We start from the raw sequence: 18,478 nt of genomic DNA, 5'->3' as shown, positions 1-18,478 counted from the left end.
GTTCCACCGGTCGCGGTATGGTATCTGCTGGCCAATCTCGGGGAGTTCATCCTGCGGCGTCGCTATCGAACGGCTCGGGTCGCCGATCTCTTCGTACTCCACCCACCGAAACCTCCTCCTCATCGACGCCCATCGTCTCGACTGAAAACGAGGCAGCACCCGGGTTCCACGGTCACATTGCCGGAATTGTTGCAGTTTGTTTTGGCATGGTGTCCCGCCAGTGTCCCATGGACGAAATAGACCGGCTGGAAGTGGCGCCCCGGATACGATTCGAACGTACGACCTTCCCCTTAGGAGGGGGACGCTCTATCCTACTGAGCTACCGGGGCATATGAGTTGGCAGCAGACTTCCGCCTGGGCGAAAGCTTTCTGCGCATTTTAGCCTTTACAAACAGGGTTTTCCAATCGAGATGCCGGGAAAAGCCGCTGCGCTTTGCCGACCCGCTGTCCACGAACAAACAAATGATCCGGTCGATTCATCGGCGCAGCCCCTCTTGAATCCAGGGCAGAACGCCAGAAACGGTCGCCGCGAAGCTCACGGCATCCGTCCCCCGGCCAATGCCGAACCGGGGGATGGTGAAACGGTCCGCCGGGTCTTTCCATACGCCGGAACGGGTGAGCACGGCGCCTCGGAAACCCAGGCGCCGGCACAGCGGGATGTGTTCTGGCCTCCATCCTCCGTTGGGAAAGCAGAAATAGCCGCCATAGCCCGGTAAGGTTTGGAGGACTTCCAGCGACTGCACCAGCGTCCGCTCCGCTTCGGCCGGACTCAGGCCGGTGAGAATCTGGTGGCGATGAGTATGAGAGCCGAAGCGAACCAGACCGCCCGCGGCCATCTCACGGATTTCCTCCTCACTCAAGGGCCGATAGGCTTCGATCGCTTCTCCCGGAATCAGGCCAGCCCGGGGATGCTCTCGCAGCAGGGTGTCCATCGCATCATCGATGCCGTCCGGGTGCGTATTGACCTTGAAATCTTCCTTGATGCGCTTGAGTACAGCAGGCGCGACCCGGCCGCCCAATGCAAGCTGCAGACGATCGAACCAGAACAGACGACGGCTGCCAATCGCCCCGGTGACGAGAAAGATGGTGGCGGCGAATCCGAATTCCCGCAGGATGGGGAAAGCGACGCGGTAATTGTTGGCATAGCCGTCGTCGAAGGTCAGAGCGACCCTGGGCCGGCCGTCATCTTCCTCCTCCCAGGCACGCTCCAGAGGAACGACTCGGTAATACTGGGACAGGTGTTGCATCTGGCTTCTGAATTCGGAGGCCCGGACCTGCAGCCAGTCGCCTTCCGCCAGCACGACACTGTCCTCCATGACACCGTGATACATCAGCACGGTTACACCTTTGCGGTTGATCTGCCGTGCGATGGCATTGACACCGGCCAGGGTAAGCCCCGAGGCCAAAATACGCTTGAGCATGGTCTTCTCCCCCCGCGATGATTTCAGCCCCCATCGCTTCCGGCCCGCTTGAGCTCCAAAGCCAACCGGTAGAGGTCCTCCCGGCGCACGCCGGTGATTCGGGCAGCCAGTCCGGCGGCGCTCTTGACCGAGCATTCTTCCAGCAATAGCTTCAACACCCGCAAAGCCTCCGGCGACGGCCCGGTTTCGGCCGGTTCGGGCTTGGCTCCCTCGATCACCACCACGAATTCGCCCCTGCGGTTTTCCGTCGCCCGCTCCATGAGCGCCGGCATTTCCGCCGCTGCGCCGCACAGGAAACTCTCGTGCAGTTTGGTCAGCTCGCGCGCCACCACCACCCGCCGGTCCACGGGAAAAACCGTTGCGATGTCGGCGATGCAATCGCGGATGCGGTGACTGGCTTCGTAGAACACCAGGGTGCGCTCATCGGCGACCAGCGATTCGAACCACCGCCGCCTGGCGGCGCCGGTGCGTGGCGCAAATCCCTCGAATGCAAACCGCGCCGTGGCCAGCCCCGAGGCGGACAGGGCGGCCACGAGGGCGCAAGCACCGGGCACCGGTGTTACGATGATCCCGGCGGCACGGGCGCGGGTCACCAGCGGAAATCCCGGATCGTTGATCAGCGGCGTACCGGCGTCGCTGATCAAGGCGATGCGCTGGCCGCCTTTGAGTCTGTCGATCAGGCGATCGGATGCCTGCTGCTCGTTGTGCTCGTGCAGGGCGAACAGCGGCCGGTCGATGCCATAGCGATCCAGCAAAGGCCGGCTGTGGCGGGTATCCTCCGCGGCGATCAGATCGACCGACCTGAGGATTTCCACGGCCCGGAAGCTGATGTCGCCTAGATTGCCGATTGGCGTGGCAACTAGGTATAGTACTCCGTTTATCCGCTCAGACGCCTGCATTTTCTAAATGGAATCAAAGGGTTCGACATGCGCATAGTCAATCGAGTCGCCGCCCTGGCGATCACCGCCGCCCTGGCCGGCTGCGCCAGCTTGAAGCCCGCAGCGAATGATCCGGCCGCCAGACTGTCGGCGGAGGCGCAAACCCGGCTGAGGGCCGGAGATTTCTCCGGCGCTGGCCAGCTCTACGAGAAGGCGGGCGGCATTTCGAACGTACCGGACTATTTCCGTTTGCGCGCCGCCGACGCCTACCTGCGCGCGGGCGATTCGGCGGCCTCGCGGCGGCTGCTGGGATCGGTCGACCCGCGCCATCTGGACACGGATGATCATATTCTCTACGGGCTGCTCAACGCGCGCATCGACCTCAACGCCGGGCGCGCCCGGGAGGCGATGGCCAGGCTGGACGGCCTGGATTACTCGCAGATGACCCCGGCCCAGAAAGGGCATTATCACACGCTGCGCGCCTCGGCCTACAACCAGCTGGGGAACATGGTGGAAAGCGCCCGGGAGCGCATCGCCGCCGCCCCCCTGCTGAGTTCGCCGGACGCTGTGCAGAAGAACAACGAGGCGATCTTCGACACGCTCAGCCGGCTTCCCGATCCGGTTCTGGATCGTCAGTCCGAAGGCGCGATGGGAGTGTTCGAAGGCTGGGTGGCGCTGGCCCGGGTCGTTCGCCATACCGCCCCGGATCAGCGCGCCAAGGCCATCGCCGACTGGGCCGCACGCTATCCAAACCATCCGGCCCGCGGCGCTTTTGCCGACTCTCTGACACGGCGCAGTGACCTGACTGCGGCCGAGCCGGCGGGCGCGACCGCGGAAACCAAACCCGCCGTCCAGATCACTCCGCTGGCTGAACCCGGCGGCAGCCGCTCAGCCCCGGTAGTCGCGGTGCTGCTGCCGCTGTCCGGCCCCTATGCCGCGCCAGCTGAAGCGATCCGAACCGGCATCGATGCCGCCCATGATGCCGACACCGCCCAGAATAAACCCGCCTTACGCTTCTACGACACCCAGGCCGGGGACGTGCCGGACCTGTACCGGAAGGCGCTGGACGAAGGCGCAACCCAGGTCATTGGCCCCTTACTGAAGGAAGACGTCGCCGCTCTTGCCAACAGCGGAGAGCTGCCGACACCGGTACTGGCGCTGAACGAGAATCCGGGTGTCAGCGCATCCCGGTTGTTCCAGTTCGGCCTCACACCCGAGCAGGAAGTCGAACAGGTGGCGGCGAGCGCCCGCCTGGACAACCGCCACACGGCGCTCATGATCGCGCCGTCGTCGGCTTACGGCCAGCGGGTGGCTAACCATTTCAGCGATTACTGGCGCCGGGCCGGTGGACGCATCGCGGCAGTGAAAACCTATACGGCGGGCAGCAACGATTATTCGACGCTCCTGGAAGACGTCGCTGTGCTGGTGGGACAAGGCGGCCAGACCACGCCGATCCCTTACGAAAACGTGGCGGACTTCATTTTCCTGGCGGCCGACGAGCACGACGGGCGCATCATCAAGCCCTATCTCGAGTCGCTGGGCGTGAACCTGCCGGTGTACGCGATGTCCTCGCTCTATTCCGGAAAACCCGACCCTGGGCTGGGCCGGGAGCTGAACGGCGTGGTGTTCTGCGACATTCCCTGGCTGCTGGATGAAACCGCAGGCGACGCCTTGTCCGAGCGCGCACTGGAAGCCAAGGTCACACAGACCCCGCAGAACTACCGCCGGCTGATCGCCATGGGAATCGACGCCTACCGGCTCGCCGGCCGCCTCGACGAACTGCGCTCGGGCGAGCGCTTCGAAGGCGCGACCGGTATACTCAAGGCAGGCGAGGGTAACCGCATCCGCCGCCAGTTGAGCTGTGCCCAGTTCGAGGGCAACTCGCCGCGCCTCATCGGGCGTGCGCCCTCGCAGTAATGGCAGTCACGGGCGGACGCCAGCCGCTGACCGGCTCCCAGGCCGAAAGCTGGACCGCGGAATACCTCATGGCCCGCGGCCTGCGCCTGATCGAGCGGAATTACCGCTGCCGTCTGGGGGAAATCGACCTCGTCATGGCCGAAGGCAGCACTCTGGTGTTCGTAGAAGTACGCTACCGCAGCAGCAAGCGGTACGGCGGAGCGCTAGAAAGCGTGGACCGCCACAAATGCCGGCGGCTCCTGGCCGCAGTGCAGCACTACATGATCGAGCGCCGAGTGACGGGCGCCGTCCGGCTGGACGTGGTTGCGGTATCGCCGGGCGCCGCCGGCCCGGAAGCGGAGTGGATCAGGAACGCCATCGAAGCGCAATGAACGCACACGAACGCATCGAGCGCCATTTCAGCGCACACATCGAAGCCACTCAGGAAGCCCTGACCATGCTCGGGGACCTGATCGAAATCGCCGCAGCAAAGCTGGCCCACTGCCTGCTGTCCGACGGCAAGATCCTGTGCTGTGGGAACGGCGGCTCGGCTGCCCAGGCCCAGCATTTCTCCTCGGAAATGCTCAACCGTTTCGAGCGCGAGCGGCCGGGCCTGCCGGCCGTGGCGCTGACCACGGACACCTCCACCCTCACATCCATCGCCAACGACTACCACTTCGACGAGGTGTTCGCCAAACAGGTGCGGGCACTGGGCCATGCCGGCGACATCCTGGTCATCTACAGCACCAGCGGCATCTCGCCCAGCGTGCTGGCGGCCGCGGTAGCGGCCCACGACCGCGACATGAGCATCATCGCCCTGAACGGCCGCGACGGCGGCACCCTGGCACCGCTGCTGCGCGATACCGACGTGGAAATCCGCGTGACCGCGCCCAGTACTGCCCGCATCCAGGAGATCCACCTGCTGATCACTCATTGCCTGTGCGATCTGGTGGACCATCAGCTGTTCGGCGAATAGCGGTGGGGAGAATGACGATGACCGTCCCCGAAGAATTCTTGCGCGGGCTGGAAAAGCTGTTCCCGACCGGCAGCCGGCATACCGACCCGGCCGAGTGCTGGGCGTACGGGTACGACAACAGCAAGCGGCAGGCACTGCCCGATGCCGTAGTGTTCCCCCGCTCGCACCAGGACGTCGTGCAGCTGGTGAAGCTGTGCAACCGCTACCGCGTCCCGCTCACCGCCCGTGGCCGCGGCACCGGCACCACCGGCGCCACCGTACCCATCGCGGGCGGCGTGGTCGCTTCGCTGGAACGCATGACCCGGATCATCGAGATTTCGCCCGACAACCGCTTCGCCGTGGTCGAGCCCGGTGTCACCAACCAGGCGCTGCAGGACGCCGTCAAGCCGCATGGTTTCTTCTGGCCGCCCGATCCGACTTCCGCCGAATTCTGCAGCATTGGCGGCAATCTCGCCTACAACTCGGCCGGCCCCCGCGCGGTGAAATACGGCACGCCGCGGGAGAACACCCTGGGACTGCGGGCCGTGACCGGGGCCGGCGAGGAGCTGCGCTGCGGTGTCTACACCACCAAGGGCGTGGTGGGTTACGACCTCACCCGCCTGATCATCGGTTCCGAGGGCACCCTGGCCATCATCACCGAGGCGACCCTCAAACTCACTCCGCTGCCTTCCGCCAAACGCACCCTGCGGGCGATCTACATGGACGTCGCGTCCGCCGCCCGCGCCATCGCCCGGATCATGGCCCAGCCCGTGATTCCCTGCGTGCTGGAATTCATCGACGGCAATGCCATTGCCCTGGTGCGCCGCCATGCCGCCGTGGACCTGCCGGAAGACGCCGCCGCCCTGTTGATGATCGAAGTGGACGGTTCGCCCGAAAGCCTGGACGCCGCCGTCAAATCTCTGCGCGCGGCCGCCACCCTGGAGGGTCTCGTCGAATTCCGCGCGGCCCGCACCGCCGCCGAAGTCGACGCGCTGTGGAGCATCCGCAAAGCGCTGTCGCCCTCGCTGCGGAAGGTCGCGCCGAAGAAACTCAACGAGGATGTGGTGGTGCCGGTGACCGAACTGCCGGCCCTGATCGCCGGCCTCGACGACCTGTCGAAGAAGCACGCCATTCCCATCGTCAATTTCGGTCATGCCGGCAATGGCAATATCCACGTCAATCTGCTGTTCGACCCGGACCGGGCCGACGAGAACCAGCGCGCCCATGCCTGTCTCCACGAGATGTTCGCCCTGGTGCTGAAACTGCGCGGCACCCTTTCAGGCGAGCATGGGGTCGGGATCGAAAAGCGGGATTATGTCAGCAAGGAGCTGGACCGCACCTCGCTAGCCCTGATGCATGCCATCAAGCGCCAGTTCGATCCGAACGGCATCCTCAATCCCGGCAAGTCCATTCCGGCGGAAGAGCCGTCGCCACCGGCATGACGACGAAGCTGGCCGGCAAGTTCGGCGCCTTGTGGCGCACCCTCCGGACGGCCACCGGGGACGATGCCTACGAGCGTTATCTCGAACACTGGTGCCGCCACCACGACGGCGAAGGCCAGCCGCTGAGCCGCAAAGCCTTCTTCCGGGCCGAGCAGCAGCGCCGCTGGAGCGGCGTGCGGCGCTGTTGCTGAATACCGGGTCAAAGCTTGTTCTTGATCCGCTCGTAAGCGTTCTTGATCTCCTCGCCCAGTACCTGAACGCCGGCCCAGACGTCTTCCGAAGCGTCCTTGGCCTCGTCCACCGCGCTGGCCACCCTGGCCTTCAGCTCCTCGAGCTGTTGTTCGGCCTTTTCCCACTCATCGCGGACGTTCATGCGCGCCAGATCCAGTTGCACGACGATCTCGTCGCGCTGCTGCAGCAGTCCATCGCGGAACTTTTCCATCTCTTCTTTCAGATTCATCGTGCATACTCCTCGTCCATTCAGCCCTCCGGCATCGCCTCGAACGGCGCCGGACCGGTGACAACATAACAGCTTAGCACCGGACGCCGCCAGCCCCCTCCCAACAGCCCGCATCGGTCGGGAAAGGGCAACGGTGCATTTCATACCCTGCCGGCACCGGCCGGTTGCGCCGGCACCGGGTCCGCATATCTAATGGGCGCAGTTTTTTGTCTTCATTCAAGGACACCCCGATGATCCATCAACACACCACGCTCGAACGCCTGCCCGAGGCTTACAAGGTTCTTTTTACCGGCTTTCTGCTGGTCATCGGCATCGGTCTGCTGATGGCCGGGGGGCAAATCATGCTGACCCACGGTAAGGCGGACGGCAAACCGGGCCTTTCCATCAACGACATCATTTACAGCTATTACGGCAACCGCACGGGCTCCAAACTGGAAACCATGCTCAAAGGCCAGATGAAACCCATGGCGCCGGACGATGTGCGATTCGAGTTGATCGAATGGGCGGAAGACGGTGCACCAATGACCGAATGGTCGTCCAAGATCAAGCCGCGGCTGGATCAATACTGCGTGAGCTGCCACAACGCAGACTCCGGCCTGCCGGATTTCACCAAGCCGGAAAACGTGCAGAAGGCCGCCGAAATCGACCGCGGGGCCTCCATCACCTCGCTGACCCGGGTATCGCACATCCATTTGTTCGGCATCGCCTTCATCTTCATGTTCGTGGGCTGGATCTTCGGCTTGGCCGAATTCCCGCGGAAATGGAAGTTGATCCTCATCGCCACGCCCTTCGCCTTCCTCATCATCGACGTCCTTTCGTGGTGGCTGACCAAATTCTTCTCCATCTTCGCCTGGCTGACCATGATTGGTGGCATCGGCTACAGCCTAGCCTCGACGGTGATGATTCTCACCTCACTGGCGCAGATGTGGCTGCCCCGGCCCCAATGGCTGAAGTACTGGACGTCGGAACAGCCGGTATCCGCTGACCGGCCATGAGCGGGACTCTCCCCGTCTGGCGATCCGGCTGTGCACCATGAGCCATGCCGTGCGAGAAGGTGTCTTCCGCTCCGAAAGCCGATGACATCAAACCGCCTTGGCACCCCAGCGACCGTTGTGGCACGATACAGCGGTTTCGTGCTGCGGCTTTCGGCCTCTCCCTGGGCGCATCGGTCCCTCCGAAGCCAAACCGTTGAGTCGGGAAAAACTTGTCCACCGGGAGCGACGGCCAGGACCCAGAGGCCAGGGATGGCGAACTGCTTTTTGCCGTCCCCCTGCCCCGTGTACTGGCGATGCCCATCGCCGCGACGGCTCGAGTCAACGGCTTTGTCCAACGGGCCGGACACCGCGGCCTCCGGTACTTTTTTGAGCTGCAAGCATCATTCATGACCGTGAACTCCAACCGTTTGGCGTATACGGCGGCCACTGGCGGTCATCCCTCAACTCCCCAGCGGCAGACCGGCCATGATCATGCCGACGCCACCGGCTTCGGGCCGCCCTCCGTGCACGACGGAGAGTCAGTTCGATCAGCGGTGCCACGAGTGACCTGCGTCCCATGACCTGCCCCGATTCATAATCTTGAGGCCGAATGCCATGCTCTCAACCGGGGGACGGAATGACGCCCGCCGCGGATTGATGGACATGACGACAGTTTTGTTCATGAGGCTCGATCCGGAAGACATCCCATTCGAAACCTGCATTTAACAACTGAAAAAAAAACCGTTTTCGGCAGGCTTCCCGCATGAACCAGATCGTCCTCATTGCCCTGCGCAGACCGTACACCTTCGTGGTTCTTTCGATCCTGATCGTTTTGTTCGGGATCCTGTCGGTACTCAAAACGGCGACCGACGTCTTTCCGCCCATCAAGATACCCGTCGTTTCCGTGGTCTGGTCGTATGCCGGACTGCTGCCTCAGGATGTGTCAGGACGCATCACGTACTATTACGAACGTGCCTTGACTTCGACGGTGGAGGGCATTGCCCGCATCGAAAGCAACTCCTACTACGGCATCAGCATCATCAATATCTATCTTCAGCCCGATACCAATCTTGCCGGCGCCGAGGCTGAAATCACCGCGGTTTCACAGACAGTCGTGAAACAGTTGCCCCCCGACATTTCGCCGCCGCTGATCATGCGTCTGGAAGCGTCCTCGGTGCCGGTGGCCATGCTGCAGGTGACTTCCGACACGCTGTCGCCGTCGGAACTCTACAATCTCGCTTATGCGCGCATCCGGACGCTGCTGGTCACGATCCCCGGCGCGATCCTACCGCAGCCCTACGGCGGCAAGCCTCAGCAACTGCTGGTCTCGCTCGACAAGCAGAAACTGCTCGCCCACAACATCACCGCCACCGACGTCCATAATGCCTTCGGCGATCAGAGCATCGTGCTGCCCGCAGGCGACATGAAGATCAAACAGACCGACTGGATGGTGCAGACCAACGCCACTCCGATGCAGGTCGAGGATTTCAACAACATCCCGATCAAGCGAGTCGACGCGACCAACTCCACGATCTATCTGCGCGATGTCGCCGATGTGCAGATCGCCGGCCCCCCCCAGATCAACGCCGTGCTGGTGGACGGCAAGCAGGCCGTCATGATCGTGGTGATGAAAAGCGGCGATGCATCGACCCTGGACGTGGTCGATGGCATCAAAAAAATGATCCCGCGCATCGAGCAGATCGTTCCGGAGGGCGTGAAGATCAAACTGCTGAACGATGCCTCGATCTTCGTGAAGGATTCGATCAAGGACGTTCTGCACGAAATGGGAACCGCCGCCTTGCTCACCGGGCTGGTCGTGCTGCTGTTTCTCGGTTCCTGGCGCCCGACGGTCATCATCGCCACCTCCATCCCGCTGGCCATCCTGACCTCCCTCATCTGTCTGCACCTCTTGGGGGAGTCGATCAACATCATGACCCTGGGTGGACTGGCGCTGGCAGTCGGTATTCTGGTGGATGACGCAACGGTGATGATCGAGAACATCGATACCCACCTGGAACTGGGCAAACCGCTCGAAACCGCTATCATCGACGCCGCCAACCAGATCGTCGTCCCGACGCTGGTGGCCACCCTTTGCATCGTTACGGTATGGTTCCCGCTGTTTGAGCTGAGCGGCGTATCGGGGTATCTCTTCGCGCCGATGGCCGAGGCTGTGATCTTCGCCATGCTCGCCTCCTTCATCCTGTCGCGCACCCTGGTGCCGACCATGGCGAAATATGTGCTGGTGGATCACAACGCGCCGCATTCCGCTCATCATGCGGAGCGGCCACCAGGCTTCCTGGGCCGGTTGCAGAAGAGCTTCGAGCGCGGTTTCGACCGCTTCCGGGAAAACTACAAGGCGCTGCTCGAACAGGCGATAGCCCATCGCGGCGCTTTCATCAGAACCTTCCTGGCGTTCACGGTCGGCTCTCTCGTCCTCTATGACTTCAACGGACGCGATTTCTTCCCGGAGATCAAGTCGGGAACCATCCAGATGCACATGCGGGCGCCGCTCGGCACGCGTATCGAGGTAGCCGGACGCATCGCCTCGCTGGTCTCGAACGATATCGCGAAGCTCTTGCCCGGTCAGGTCGAAGGCGTGGTCAGCAATTGCGGTCTGCCGGTCGGACCGCACAATCTGGCCTTCATTCCGACCCCGACCATCGGCTCCCAGGATTGCGATCTGACCATCAGCCTGAAAAATGAAGCCTCGCCCGTCTGGGACTACCGGCGCATACTCCGCAAGGGCTTGAGAGAACGCTACCCGGGAACCGAATTCACTTTCCAACCGGCCGATCTGACCGCGAAAATCCTCAACTTTGGTTCGCCCTCGCCGATCGACGTCCGTGTCAACGGCACGGAGATGGAAGCCAATTACGAATACGCGCGCAAATTGGCGAGCGAGTTGCGCAAGATCAGCGGCGCCAGCGACGTGACGATACAGCAGACCATGCGTACGCCGACGCTGAACGTGAACGGCAATCGCAGCCTCGGGCTGGGCATCGACCTGACCCTGAAAGACATCACCGACAACCTCCTGATGTCGACCTCCGGCAGCCAGCAGGTCGACCAGGTGTTTTGGCTCGACCACAAGACTGGCCTGTCCTACCAGGTCAATATCTACCTGCCGCAGCCGCAACTCGCCAGCATCAACGATCTCCTGACCATCCCGGTCGACAAGGGCGATATGAACCCGACCGGAAATGACATGCAGCTGCTCGGCAATGTCGCCTCCCTTTCCGTGACCGGCACGCCGGGAGTCGTCACGCACATGGATATCATGCCGGTGTTCGATATCTATGTGTCAGCCGAGGGGCGTGACCTCGGCGGCGTACTGGCGGACGTCGAGAAAGCCGTAAAAAACATGGAAAAAGATCTGCCCCGCGGCACGCAAGTCGATATCAAGGGACAGGCCGAAACCATGGCCAGCGCTTATTTCGAACTGCTGGCCGGTCTCATCGCCGCGATCGTGTTGGTCTATCTGTTGCTCGTCATCAACTTCCAGTCCTGGCTCGACCCCTTCATCATCATTACCGCCTTGCCGGGCGCACTGGCAGGTATTGCCTGGTCGCTGTTCATCACCCACACCAATATTTCGGTACCGGCACTGACCGGCGCCATTATGTCGATGGGTACGGCGACCGCCAATTCGATCCTGGTCGTTTCCTACGCCCGCGAGCGGCTCGAAGTGCATGGCGATGCGCTGAAAGCAGCCGTCGAGGCAGGCTATGCGCGCATACGACCGGTGTTGATGACCGCTTCGGCCATGATCATCGGCATGCTGCCTATGTCGCTGAGCAACTCTCAGAATGCGCCACTGGGTCGCGCCGTCATGGGCGGACTGCTGCTCGCCACCTTCGCGACGCTGCTTTTCGTGCCCTGCGTCTATGCCTTGATTTACAGCAAACGATCCGCCCGCCGTAAGGAGAAAAGTTGATGCCCAAGATTCTGCACGAACCGCGCGTAGCACTGGCGATCCTGCTTAGCGTCGTTTATGTCGGCTATCAGTTTTATGAACGCAAACGAGACGCCGATGCCCTACGCGAAGAAACACTCCGGGAGGCCGTGCCGACCGTCGCCGTCACGCATGCCCGGCCGATCGCGCCGACTGCAACCATCTCGCTTCCCGGCAACATCGATGCCTGGTATGAGGCGCCGATCTACGCCCAGATCCCGGGCTATGTGAAGATGTGGTACAAGGATTATGGCGCGCGTGTAAAGCAAGGAGATGTACTTGCAGAAATCAGCCAGCCGACGCTCGATGCCGAGTTTTCACAGGCCAAGGCGGATCTGGAGTCGCAACGCGCCAAATACAATCTCGCCCTGGTTTCACTGAAACGCTGGCGGGCGCTGCGCGAATCGCATGCGGTGTCGGAGCAATCGATTTCGGTGCAAGAAGCCAATGAACGGTCCGAAGCCGCCCAGGTCAAGGCAGCGGAAAACAACGTCAATAATTTCCTGGCGAAGATGCGCTTTAAAACCATCGTCGCCCCTTATGACGGCGTGGTGACGCAACGTAACGTCAACGTCGGCGATTACATCAACAAAGACGGTTATATCAGCAGCACCAACGGCAATACGGTCAGCAATCTGTTTTCCGTGGCCGACATACACAAGATGCGCCTTTTCATTTCCGTGCCGAGCACTCTGGCGGAAATACTCAAACCCGGCCTCACCGCCGACGTCGTCGTACCGCAGTATACCAACCGCCACTTCACTGCCAATTTCCTGACCGCCGCCAATGGCATCGATCCGAACACCCGTACCATCGTCACCGAATTCACGATCAACAATGAAGACGGTGCCTTATGGCCTGGATCGTACGCCACGGTCACCCTAACGGTGCCGAACGATACCCATATTCTCAGCATTCCCGCCAGTGCTCTGGTATTTCAGGAAGCCAACACGCAAGTCGCCGTGGTGACAGATGACGACCGCATTCACTTCAAACCGATCCAGGTGAGCAAGATTCTCGACGGAACGGTGGAGTTGACCGAAGGTGTCTCTCCGGATGAACGCATCGTGAACAACCCCAGCGCCGCCCTCCTCGAGGGCGACAAGGTGCGCATCGTCACACCGGCGCCGGGCTACGATCTTTCCGGCGAGGAAGGGCTTCCGAGTACCCGGGAAGCCGCATCCCCGGCGCCGGCCAAATGACGGACATGCGCTTGCGGGTGAAACCGGCCATATCACATATTTTCCGTATGCGCCTGCGGCGCGGCGGTCTGATACCGCTGATGCTCCATTTGTCGGCGTGTGTCGACGGCCCTGCCGTGGATCTGGCCCCCCCTTACGAACCCGCCCGGTTCGTCGTCCCCGACTCGTGGCATGGGTCGAGCCCCTTCGTCGAAGCGAAGCCATCCGATGGCGAACTGCGCCCGGACTGGTGGAAGCTTTTCAACGACCCGGTCCTGAACCGGCTGGAAGAACAAGCCATGGCGGCCAACCCCGATCTGCAGGCCGCCGCGGAGCGCTTCGTCCAGGCCCGGGACATGATGATGAAGGTGCGCTCGCGCCTGATCCCGCAGTTCGGTCTCGAGTTCGGCGCCTCGGACAATCGGCAATCCATCAATACCCTGTTTCGCGCTCCCAATGCGCCGATCGAACAGTCGGATTTCTACAGCGGCGGACTCGCCTCCTGGGAACCCGACTTCTGGTCGGCGATCCGCAACCGAGTGCGGGCAGAGATATACCAGGCCGAACAGCGCGCTGCCGAGTATGGACTCGCGCGCCTCAGCCTGCAGGCGGAAATCGCGGCGAATTATTTCACCCTGCGCGGCTACGACGCACAGGATTCCGTCTATAAACAGTCGATCGCCTACTACAAAAAATCGCTGGAGATCGTCGATGCCCAATACAAAGGTGCCATCGTGCCGCAACTCGATGTCGCGCGCGCCGAATACCTGCTGCACAGCACCGAAGCGAAAGAACTCGATATCCAGAGCAGACGTCAGGTGACCGAACACGCGATCGCCATTCTCGTCAACAAGGCGCCGGCCGCTTTCAGTATCGCGCCGCTCGACGAGCTCCCCTCGCCAGACTTCAGGATTCCGCAGAGCATTCCGGCCACGCTGCTCGAACGCCGGCCAGACATCGCCCAGATCGAACGCCAGATGGCGCAGGCGAACCGCGCCATCGGCATCGCCCGCGCCGCGTTCTTCCCGAATGTAGTATTCAAGGCCGGCGGAGGATACGAAAACGACAGCATGAATCTGATCGCGCTCGCCAACAGTTACTGGTCTTATGGCGCTTCCATTGCAATCCCGCTGTTTCAGGGCGGTCTACGCCGCGCCCAACTGCAGCAGTCCTGGGCGGCCTATCGCGAAACCGAGGACAAATACCGTGCGACTGTGCTCAACGCCTTTCGCGAAGTCGAAAATGGCCTGAGCCTGACCAATCGGCTGAGCGTGGCGGCCGACCGGCAGGACGAAGCCGTCAAAGCCGCGCTAAAGACGCAAAATCTGACCATGGAGCTTTATCTGGGCGGTTTGATCAGCAGTCTCGACCTCATCTACGCCCAGATCAACACACTGACGGCGCGCATCGACGCCGTGGTGCTCAAGACCGAACGGCTGAAAAACACGGTCGCCCTCATCCGTGCGCTCGGTGGCGGCTGGAATCGCAAGCAATTGCCCGCCGACGATCAGATTCAGCCTTTCGGCGTTTTCGAAGAATACGGCAGCGCCGGGAAACCCAAGCCTGCCGGTGGCATCGATGTTCCGGCGGAGAACAACAACCTGCATAACGACTTGACCCGACCGTTCAGGCAATAGGATGCCGGGAAGCTTCTCCGGTGCTGCGACCGTACCCTGCCCACAGGGTAGAGACTGTCTCACTCGTCATAGACCCGCTTGACCAGCTCCCGGAACCATTGCGGACGGGCGATCACGACATAGATGCCGATGATGCTGGTGATGGGCATGGGTCCCACGCCCAGCAGGGTGAGGAGGAGCAACACGAAGATGCATTTCCAGCGGGAAGCGTTCATGATTCAAACCTCGGCTTGCCTGTTGAGTGATACGGTTCATGATCGTGCAAGATCGGCATCCGGAAAAGCGCCCCGGTCCATTTCGTCATGCGGATCGAAATACATGTTCTCTTCGAAAAGCTCAGCAGAAGATCCCTCCCCGCCCCCGCTCTCGCCACCCGAGTTCACGGTGGACGGCGGCACGGCCGTGGTCCGCGGTCACTGGAACCTGCGCGGGCTGATAGCGGCCCCGCCGGATCTGCGGGAGCGGCTGCGCAGCGCGGCGGGGCGACCGGACCTGGCATGGGATCTGCGTGAAGTGAGCCTGCTCGACAGTGCCGGAGCCTTCGTCCTGTGGCAGTCCTGGGGAGAGCGGCTGCCCGAACGGGTATTGCTGCGCCGCGAACAGCAATCCGCATTCCGCCGCTGGCAGGCGGGTGGAATTCCTTCAGTGCGGGACGGCCGGCGGCCGCCGGTGCCGATGCGCCGGCGAATCGTCGCCGCGATCGCGGGGCTGGGCGACCACCTGCTGGCGGTCCTGGCCCTGCTCGGCCAGCTGCTACTGGACCTGGCCCATCTAGCCCGCCATCCGGCAGCCATTCCTTGGCGGGAAATTTCCGCCACCATCCACGAAACCGGCGGCCGCGCCCTCGGCATCACGGCACTGGTGGGCTTTCTGATCGGCGTAGTGGTCAGCTACCTGTCCTCGCTGCAGCTCAAGACCTTTGGCGCACAGGTCTACATCGTCAACATCCTGGGACTGAGCATCATCCGCGAACTGGGGCCCCTGCTGGCGGCCATCCTGGTCGCGGGCCGCTCCGGTTCTTCGATGACGGCGCGGATCGGCGTGATGCGCGTAACCCAAGAGCTGGATGCCCTTGCCGCCATGGGCATTTCCCAGTCACTGCGGCTGATTCTGCCGAAGGTCGTCGCCCTGGTGGTGGCCTTGCCGCTGCTGGTGGTCTGGACCGACGTGGTCGCCCTGGCGGGCGGTGCCGTCTCGGCCCATCTGGAACTGGAAATCGGCTACCACCAGTTCTTCCAGAAACTGCCCGCAGCAGTCCCGGTCGCCAACTTTGCCATCGGCCTAGGCAAAGCTGCCGTGTTCGGGCTGTTCGTCGCACTGATCGCTTGCCATTACGGACTGCGCATCGAACCCAACACCGAAAGTCTCGGCAATGAAACGACCAATTCGGTGGTGGTTTCCATTACTCTGGTGATCCTGATCGACGCGGTGTTCGCCATCCTGTTCCGGGGTGTGGGGATACGATGACGGACGGCGAAGTCATACGGATGGCGCATGTGTGGACCCGTTTCGGCGAGAATCTCGTGCATCGCGACATCAGCTTGAGTCTTGCGCGCGGGCAGATCCTGGGTGTGGTCGGCGCCTCCGGCTGCGGCAAGACCGTCTTGATGCGCGAAATGATCGGTCTGCAGACGCCGAGCCAAGGGCAGGTCTGGCTGCTCGGCGAGTCACTGGCGGAAGCCGACGCACGCCGCAAGCAGCAGCTTCGCAACCGCTGCGGTGTGCTATTCCAGGGCGGCGCCCTGTTCAGCGCGCTGAGCGTGTTCGACAACATCGCGTTCCCCCTGCGCGAACTCAAGGCTTTGGACGAAGAGCTGATCGCCCGACTGGTCTGCATGAAGCTGGCCATGGTCGGTCTGGGGGCGACCGATGCCCTGCTGATGCCGGCGGAATTGTCCGGCGGGATGGTCAAGCGCGCCGCCCTGGCCCGGGCCCTGATCATGGAGCCCGAAGTGGTATTCCTGGACGAACCCACCTCCGGCCTCGACCCGGTGCTGGGTGAGGAGTTCGTCAACTTGCTGGGGCAGCTGCACCGTGAGCTGGGCTTCACCGTCGTCATGGTAACCCATGACCTGGATACTCTCAGCGACCTGTGCACTTGCGTGGCCGTGCTCGCCGAGCAGCAGTTGGTATCCTACGGCTCGCTGGACGATGCGATCGCCTGCACGCATCCTTTCGCCCGCGACTTCTTCCACGGCAAACGCGCCCAGAGAATCCTGGGAAGGTCCGACTGAAATGGTGAGGGAGACCTACGCCCTGCTGACCGGCCTGTTCGTGGTCATCCTCGGCAGCGCGCTGATTGGCATCGCCTTGTTTCTCGGCGACTACGGCAGCGAGCGCGATGTCTATGTCGTCTCCACCCAGGGCGCGGTATCCGGCCTCAACCCGGAATCCCTGGTCATCTTCCGCGGCGTACGGGCCGGCAAGGTGACCTCGATCAGCTTCGCGCCCCACGATCCCCGCACCATCCTGGTTCGGATCGAAGTCGACAAAGGACTTCCAATCACCCGCGGCACCTACGCCACCCTACGGGTACAGCCCCTCACCGGACTGGCCCAGATCGACCTCAGTGACGAAGGCAACGACCCGGAACCCCTGCGGACCGACCCTAAGAACCCGGCCAATATCCCGCTGCGCCCCTCCCTTCTGGACAAACTGACCGGCTCGGGGTCGGATATCCTCACCCAGGTCGCTCAGCTCATCAACCGGCTGAACACCTTTCTCGACGACGGCAACCGCCAGCGAATCGCCCATACCCTGGCAAACCTGGATACGGCGACGGCCGAACTGGCGGGCCTGGAACGGCGCATGGAAGAAGCAATGGAACGCATCCCCTCCCTGGACGACAGACTGAAGCAGGCGCTGGCGGACCATTCCGCCATGGCCCGCGATGTCCGCGAAACCTCCCGCCGGATCAGGGAACTGAGCGAAAGCGCCCAACGGGTCGTGGATATCGGAGCGGCCGCGGGCGACACCCTGGTCCGCAGCCGGCTGCCGGAACTGGACGCGCTGATCGACGACGCGGCGCGCACGGCGGCCAGTCTGCGCCGGCTGTCGAAAACACTGGAACAAGACCCGCAGACCCTGCTGCTGGGACCGGCGCCGGGTCTCCCGGGCCCGGGGGAGCCGGGATTTCAGGAGCCGAAATGATGCGATGCCTTTCCTGGACACTGATGCTCTCGCTCGCCGTATCCGCCTGCAGCCTGTTGCCGGAGCGCCCGCCCCAACCGGCGCTGCACGATTTCGGTGCCGCCGGCGCCGCCGCACCGGCACCCTGGTCTTCAGTCGACGTCGACGCCCCGGACTGGCTTCAGAACGACCGCTTGCAGTACCGCTTGCTCTATGCCAAGCCGACCGAACTGCGCTCCTATACCCTGGATCGCTGGATCGCTCCGCCGCCCGCGCTCCTGGAACAACGGCTGAAAGCCGGCCGCAGCGCCAATGGCTACCGTTTGCGCATCGAACTCCAGGCATTCGAACAGGTGTTCGATCGCCCCGGCAGATCTCATGTCATGATCCGCCTCCGCGCCGAAACGCCGGCGGCCGCCAAGACATTCCAATTCGAGCAACCCACGGCCAGCCCGGATGCCGCCGGAGCAGTCCAGGCGTTTGCGCAGACGATCAGCCGTGCCATCGACCAGCTCCGGGCGTGGCGGCCGAAGAACTGAGGCAGTGCCTGTTT

General features: G+C 62.7%; 17 protein-coding genes and 1 tRNA gene. 13 read left to right on the top strand and 5 right to left on the bottom strand.

Annotation, left to right across the window (positions count from 1 at the left end):
* Positions 1-252: 252 nt before the first annotated feature.
* From N4J17_RS06490 to rsmI, 3 genes are all read right to left on the bottom strand, one after another.
* Positions 253-329, bottom strand: a tRNA-Arg gene (locus tag N4J17_RS06490).
* 147 nt (positions 330-476) lie between these two features.
* Positions 477-1,421: a polysaccharide deacetylase family protein gene (locus N4J17_RS06485; protein WP_198323188.1), complete on the bottom strand. Its 945-nt coding sequence runs from the start codon at positions 1,419-1,421 to the stop codon at positions 477-479.
* Positions 1,422-1,444: 23 nt separating this feature from the next.
* Positions 1,445-2,320 (bottom strand): 16S rRNA (cytidine(1402)-2'-O)-methyltransferase, encoded by an 876-nt coding sequence (gene rsmI, locus N4J17_RS06480; RefSeq protein ID WP_198323189.1) that lies wholly within the window; start codon positions 2,318-2,320, stop codon positions 1,445-1,447.
* 27 nt (positions 2,321-2,347) lie between these two features.
* Here rsmI and N4J17_RS06475 point away from each other — a divergent pair, with 27 nt between their 5' ends.
* Genes N4J17_RS06475 through N4J17_RS06455 form a run of 5 tightly spaced genes read left to right on the top strand, consistent with a single transcriptional unit; the run spans position 2,348 to position 6,783 of the window.
* Positions 2,348-4,216, top strand: coding sequence for a penicillin-binding protein activator (locus N4J17_RS06475; protein WP_198323190.1), 1,869 nt, complete (start codon positions 2,348-2,350; stop codon positions 4,214-4,216).
* Entirely contained in the window at positions 4,216-4,587 is a 372-nt protein-coding gene (locus N4J17_RS06470; protein ID WP_198323191.1) for a YraN family protein, read from the top strand. The genes N4J17_RS06475 and N4J17_RS06470 overlap by 1 nt, the downstream gene beginning before the upstream one ends.
* Positions 4,584-5,171, top strand: a complete 588-nt coding sequence (locus N4J17_RS06465; RefSeq protein WP_198323192.1) for a phosphoheptose isomerase — start codon at positions 4,584-4,586, stop codon at positions 5,169-5,171. The genes N4J17_RS06470 and N4J17_RS06465 overlap by 4 nt, the downstream gene beginning before the upstream one ends.
* Before the next feature lie 11 nt (positions 5,172-5,182).
* Positions 5,183-6,592, top strand: coding sequence for an FAD-binding oxidoreductase (locus N4J17_RS06460; RefSeq protein WP_338457668.1), 1,410 nt, complete (start codon positions 5,183-5,185; stop codon positions 6,590-6,592).
* Positions 6,589-6,783 (top strand): YbdD/YjiX family protein, encoded by a 195-nt coding sequence (locus N4J17_RS06455; RefSeq protein WP_198323194.1) that lies wholly within the window; start codon positions 6,589-6,591, stop codon positions 6,781-6,783. The genes N4J17_RS06460 and N4J17_RS06455 overlap by 4 nt, the downstream gene beginning before the upstream one ends.
* A gap of 8 nt (positions 6,784-6,791) precedes the next feature.
* Here the strand turns inward: N4J17_RS06455 and N4J17_RS06450 are convergent, their stop codons facing one another.
* Positions 6,792-7,052: a hypothetical protein gene (locus N4J17_RS06450; protein ID WP_198323195.1), complete on the bottom strand. Its 261-nt coding sequence runs from the start codon at positions 7,050-7,052 to the stop codon at positions 6,792-6,794.
* A 230-nt stretch (positions 7,053-7,282) separates the two neighbouring features.
* On the opposite strand from N4J17_RS06450, the gene N4J17_RS06445 reads away from it, so the two are divergent.
* The 4 genes from N4J17_RS06445 to N4J17_RS06430 all read left to right on the top strand — a co-directional run bounded on the left by N4J17_RS06445 (position 7,283) and on the right by N4J17_RS06430 (position 14,796).
* Positions 7,283-8,047, top strand: a complete 765-nt coding sequence (locus N4J17_RS06445) for an elongation factor-1 alpha (RefSeq protein ID WP_198323196.1) — start codon at positions 7,283-7,285, stop codon at positions 8,045-8,047.
* 742 nt (positions 8,048-8,789) lie between these two features.
* Positions 8,790-11,960: an efflux RND transporter permease subunit gene (locus N4J17_RS06440; protein ID WP_198323197.1), complete on the top strand. Its 3,171-nt coding sequence runs from the start codon at positions 8,790-8,792 to the stop codon at positions 11,958-11,960.
* Between the two features lie 128 nt (positions 11,961-12,088).
* Positions 12,089-13,180 carry an efflux RND transporter periplasmic adaptor subunit gene (locus N4J17_RS06435; protein ID WP_277458402.1) on the top strand — a complete coding sequence of 364 codons (1,092 nt, stop codon included), beginning with the start codon at positions 12,089-12,091 and terminating at the stop codon, positions 13,178-13,180.
* Positions 13,177-14,796 (top strand): efflux transporter outer membrane subunit, encoded by a 1,620-nt coding sequence (locus N4J17_RS06430; RefSeq protein WP_232470504.1) that lies wholly within the window; start codon positions 13,177-13,179, stop codon positions 14,794-14,796. The genes N4J17_RS06435 and N4J17_RS06430 overlap by 4 nt, the downstream gene beginning before the upstream one ends.
* Before the next feature lie 59 nt (positions 14,797-14,855).
* Here the strand turns inward: N4J17_RS06430 and N4J17_RS06425 are convergent, their stop codons facing one another.
* On the bottom strand, positions 14,856-15,011 hold the full coding sequence (locus tag N4J17_RS06425) for a hypothetical protein (protein WP_198323199.1): 156 nt from the start codon (positions 15,009-15,011) through the stop codon (positions 14,856-14,858).
* Positions 15,012-15,114: 103 nt separating this feature from the next.
* Between N4J17_RS06425 and N4J17_RS06420 the strand changes: the two genes are divergently transcribed.
* The 4 genes from N4J17_RS06420 to N4J17_RS06405 are packed head-to-tail and all read left to right on the top strand — an operon-like array spanning position 15,115 to position 18,464.
* Positions 15,115-16,263 carry an MlaE family ABC transporter permease gene (locus tag N4J17_RS06420; protein WP_232470505.1) on the top strand — a complete coding sequence of 383 codons (1,149 nt, stop codon included), beginning with the start codon at positions 15,115-15,117 and terminating at the stop codon, positions 16,261-16,263.
* Complete coding sequence (locus N4J17_RS06415; RefSeq protein WP_198323200.1) at positions 16,260-17,030, top strand: ABC transporter ATP-binding protein; 771 nt, start codon at positions 16,260-16,262, stop codon at positions 17,028-17,030. The genes N4J17_RS06420 and N4J17_RS06415 overlap by 4 nt, the downstream gene beginning before the upstream one ends.
* 1 nt (position 17,031) lies before the next feature.
* Positions 17,032-17,946 (top strand): MlaD family protein, encoded by a 915-nt coding sequence (locus N4J17_RS06410; RefSeq protein ID WP_198323201.1) that lies wholly within the window; start codon positions 17,032-17,034, stop codon positions 17,944-17,946.
* Complete coding sequence (locus N4J17_RS06405; RefSeq protein WP_232470506.1) at positions 17,943-18,464, top strand: ABC-type transport auxiliary lipoprotein family protein; 522 nt, start codon at positions 17,943-17,945, stop codon at positions 18,462-18,464. The genes N4J17_RS06410 and N4J17_RS06405 overlap by 4 nt, the downstream gene beginning before the upstream one ends.
* Positions 18,465-18,478: the final 14 nt, after the last annotated feature.

It is taken from the genome of Methylococcus capsulatus, assembly GCF_036864975.1.
Taxonomy (GTDB): Bacteria; Pseudomonadota; Gammaproteobacteria; order Methylococcales; family Methylococcaceae; genus Methylococcus.
The sequence above is the reverse complement of the archived record's forward strand: the minus strand, read 5'-3'. Positions and strand labels throughout refer to the sequence as shown.

Excerpts from the sequence above, each read along its gene's own strand:
- N4J17_RS06485 (WP_198323188.1), bottom strand. The coding sequence starts at position 1,421 with ATGCTCAAGCGTATTTTGGCCTCGGGGCTTACCCTGGCCGGTGTCAAT.
- rsmI (WP_198323189.1), bottom strand. The coding sequence starts at position 2,320 with ATGCAGGCGTCTGAGCGGATAAACGGAGTACTATACCTAGTTGCCACG.
- N4J17_RS06475 (WP_198323190.1), top strand. The coding sequence starts at position 2,348 with ATGCGCATAGTCAATCGAGTCGCCGCCCTGGCGATCACCGCCGCCCTG.
- N4J17_RS06470 (WP_198323191.1), top strand. The coding sequence starts at position 4,216 with ATGGCAGTCACGGGCGGACGCCAGCCGCTGACCGGCTCCCAGGCCGAA.
- N4J17_RS06465 (WP_198323192.1), top strand. The coding sequence starts at position 4,584 with ATGAACGCACACGAACGCATCGAGCGCCATTTCAGCGCACACATCGAA.
- N4J17_RS06460 (WP_338457668.1), top strand. The coding sequence starts at position 5,183 with ATGACGATGACCGTCCCCGAAGAATTCTTGCGCGGGCTGGAAAAGCTG.
- N4J17_RS06455 (WP_198323194.1), top strand. The coding sequence starts at position 6,589 with ATGACGACGAAGCTGGCCGGCAAGTTCGGCGCCTTGTGGCGCACCCTC.
- N4J17_RS06450 (WP_198323195.1), bottom strand. The coding sequence starts at position 7,052 with ATGAATCTGAAAGAAGAGATGGAAAAGTTCCGCGATGGACTGCTGCAG.
- N4J17_RS06445 (WP_198323196.1), top strand. The coding sequence starts at position 7,283 with ATGATCCATCAACACACCACGCTCGAACGCCTGCCCGAGGCTTACAAG.
- N4J17_RS06440 (WP_198323197.1), top strand. The coding sequence starts at position 8,790 with ATGAACCAGATCGTCCTCATTGCCCTGCGCAGACCGTACACCTTCGTG.
- N4J17_RS06430 (WP_232470504.1), top strand. The coding sequence starts at position 13,177 with ATGACGGACATGCGCTTGCGGGTGAAACCGGCCATATCACATATTTTC.
- N4J17_RS06425 (WP_198323199.1), bottom strand. The coding sequence starts at position 15,011 with ATGAACGCTTCCCGCTGGAAATGCATCTTCGTGTTGCTCCTCCTCACC.
- N4J17_RS06420 (WP_232470505.1), top strand. The coding sequence starts at position 15,115 with ATGTTCTCTTCGAAAAGCTCAGCAGAAGATCCCTCCCCGCCCCCGCTC.
- N4J17_RS06415 (WP_198323200.1), top strand. The coding sequence starts at position 16,260 with ATGACGGACGGCGAAGTCATACGGATGGCGCATGTGTGGACCCGTTTC.
- N4J17_RS06410 (WP_198323201.1), top strand. The coding sequence starts at position 17,032 with ATGGTGAGGGAGACCTACGCCCTGCTGACCGGCCTGTTCGTGGTCATC.
- N4J17_RS06405 (WP_232470506.1), top strand. The coding sequence starts at position 17,943 with ATGATGCGATGCCTTTCCTGGACACTGATGCTCTCGCTCGCCGTATCC.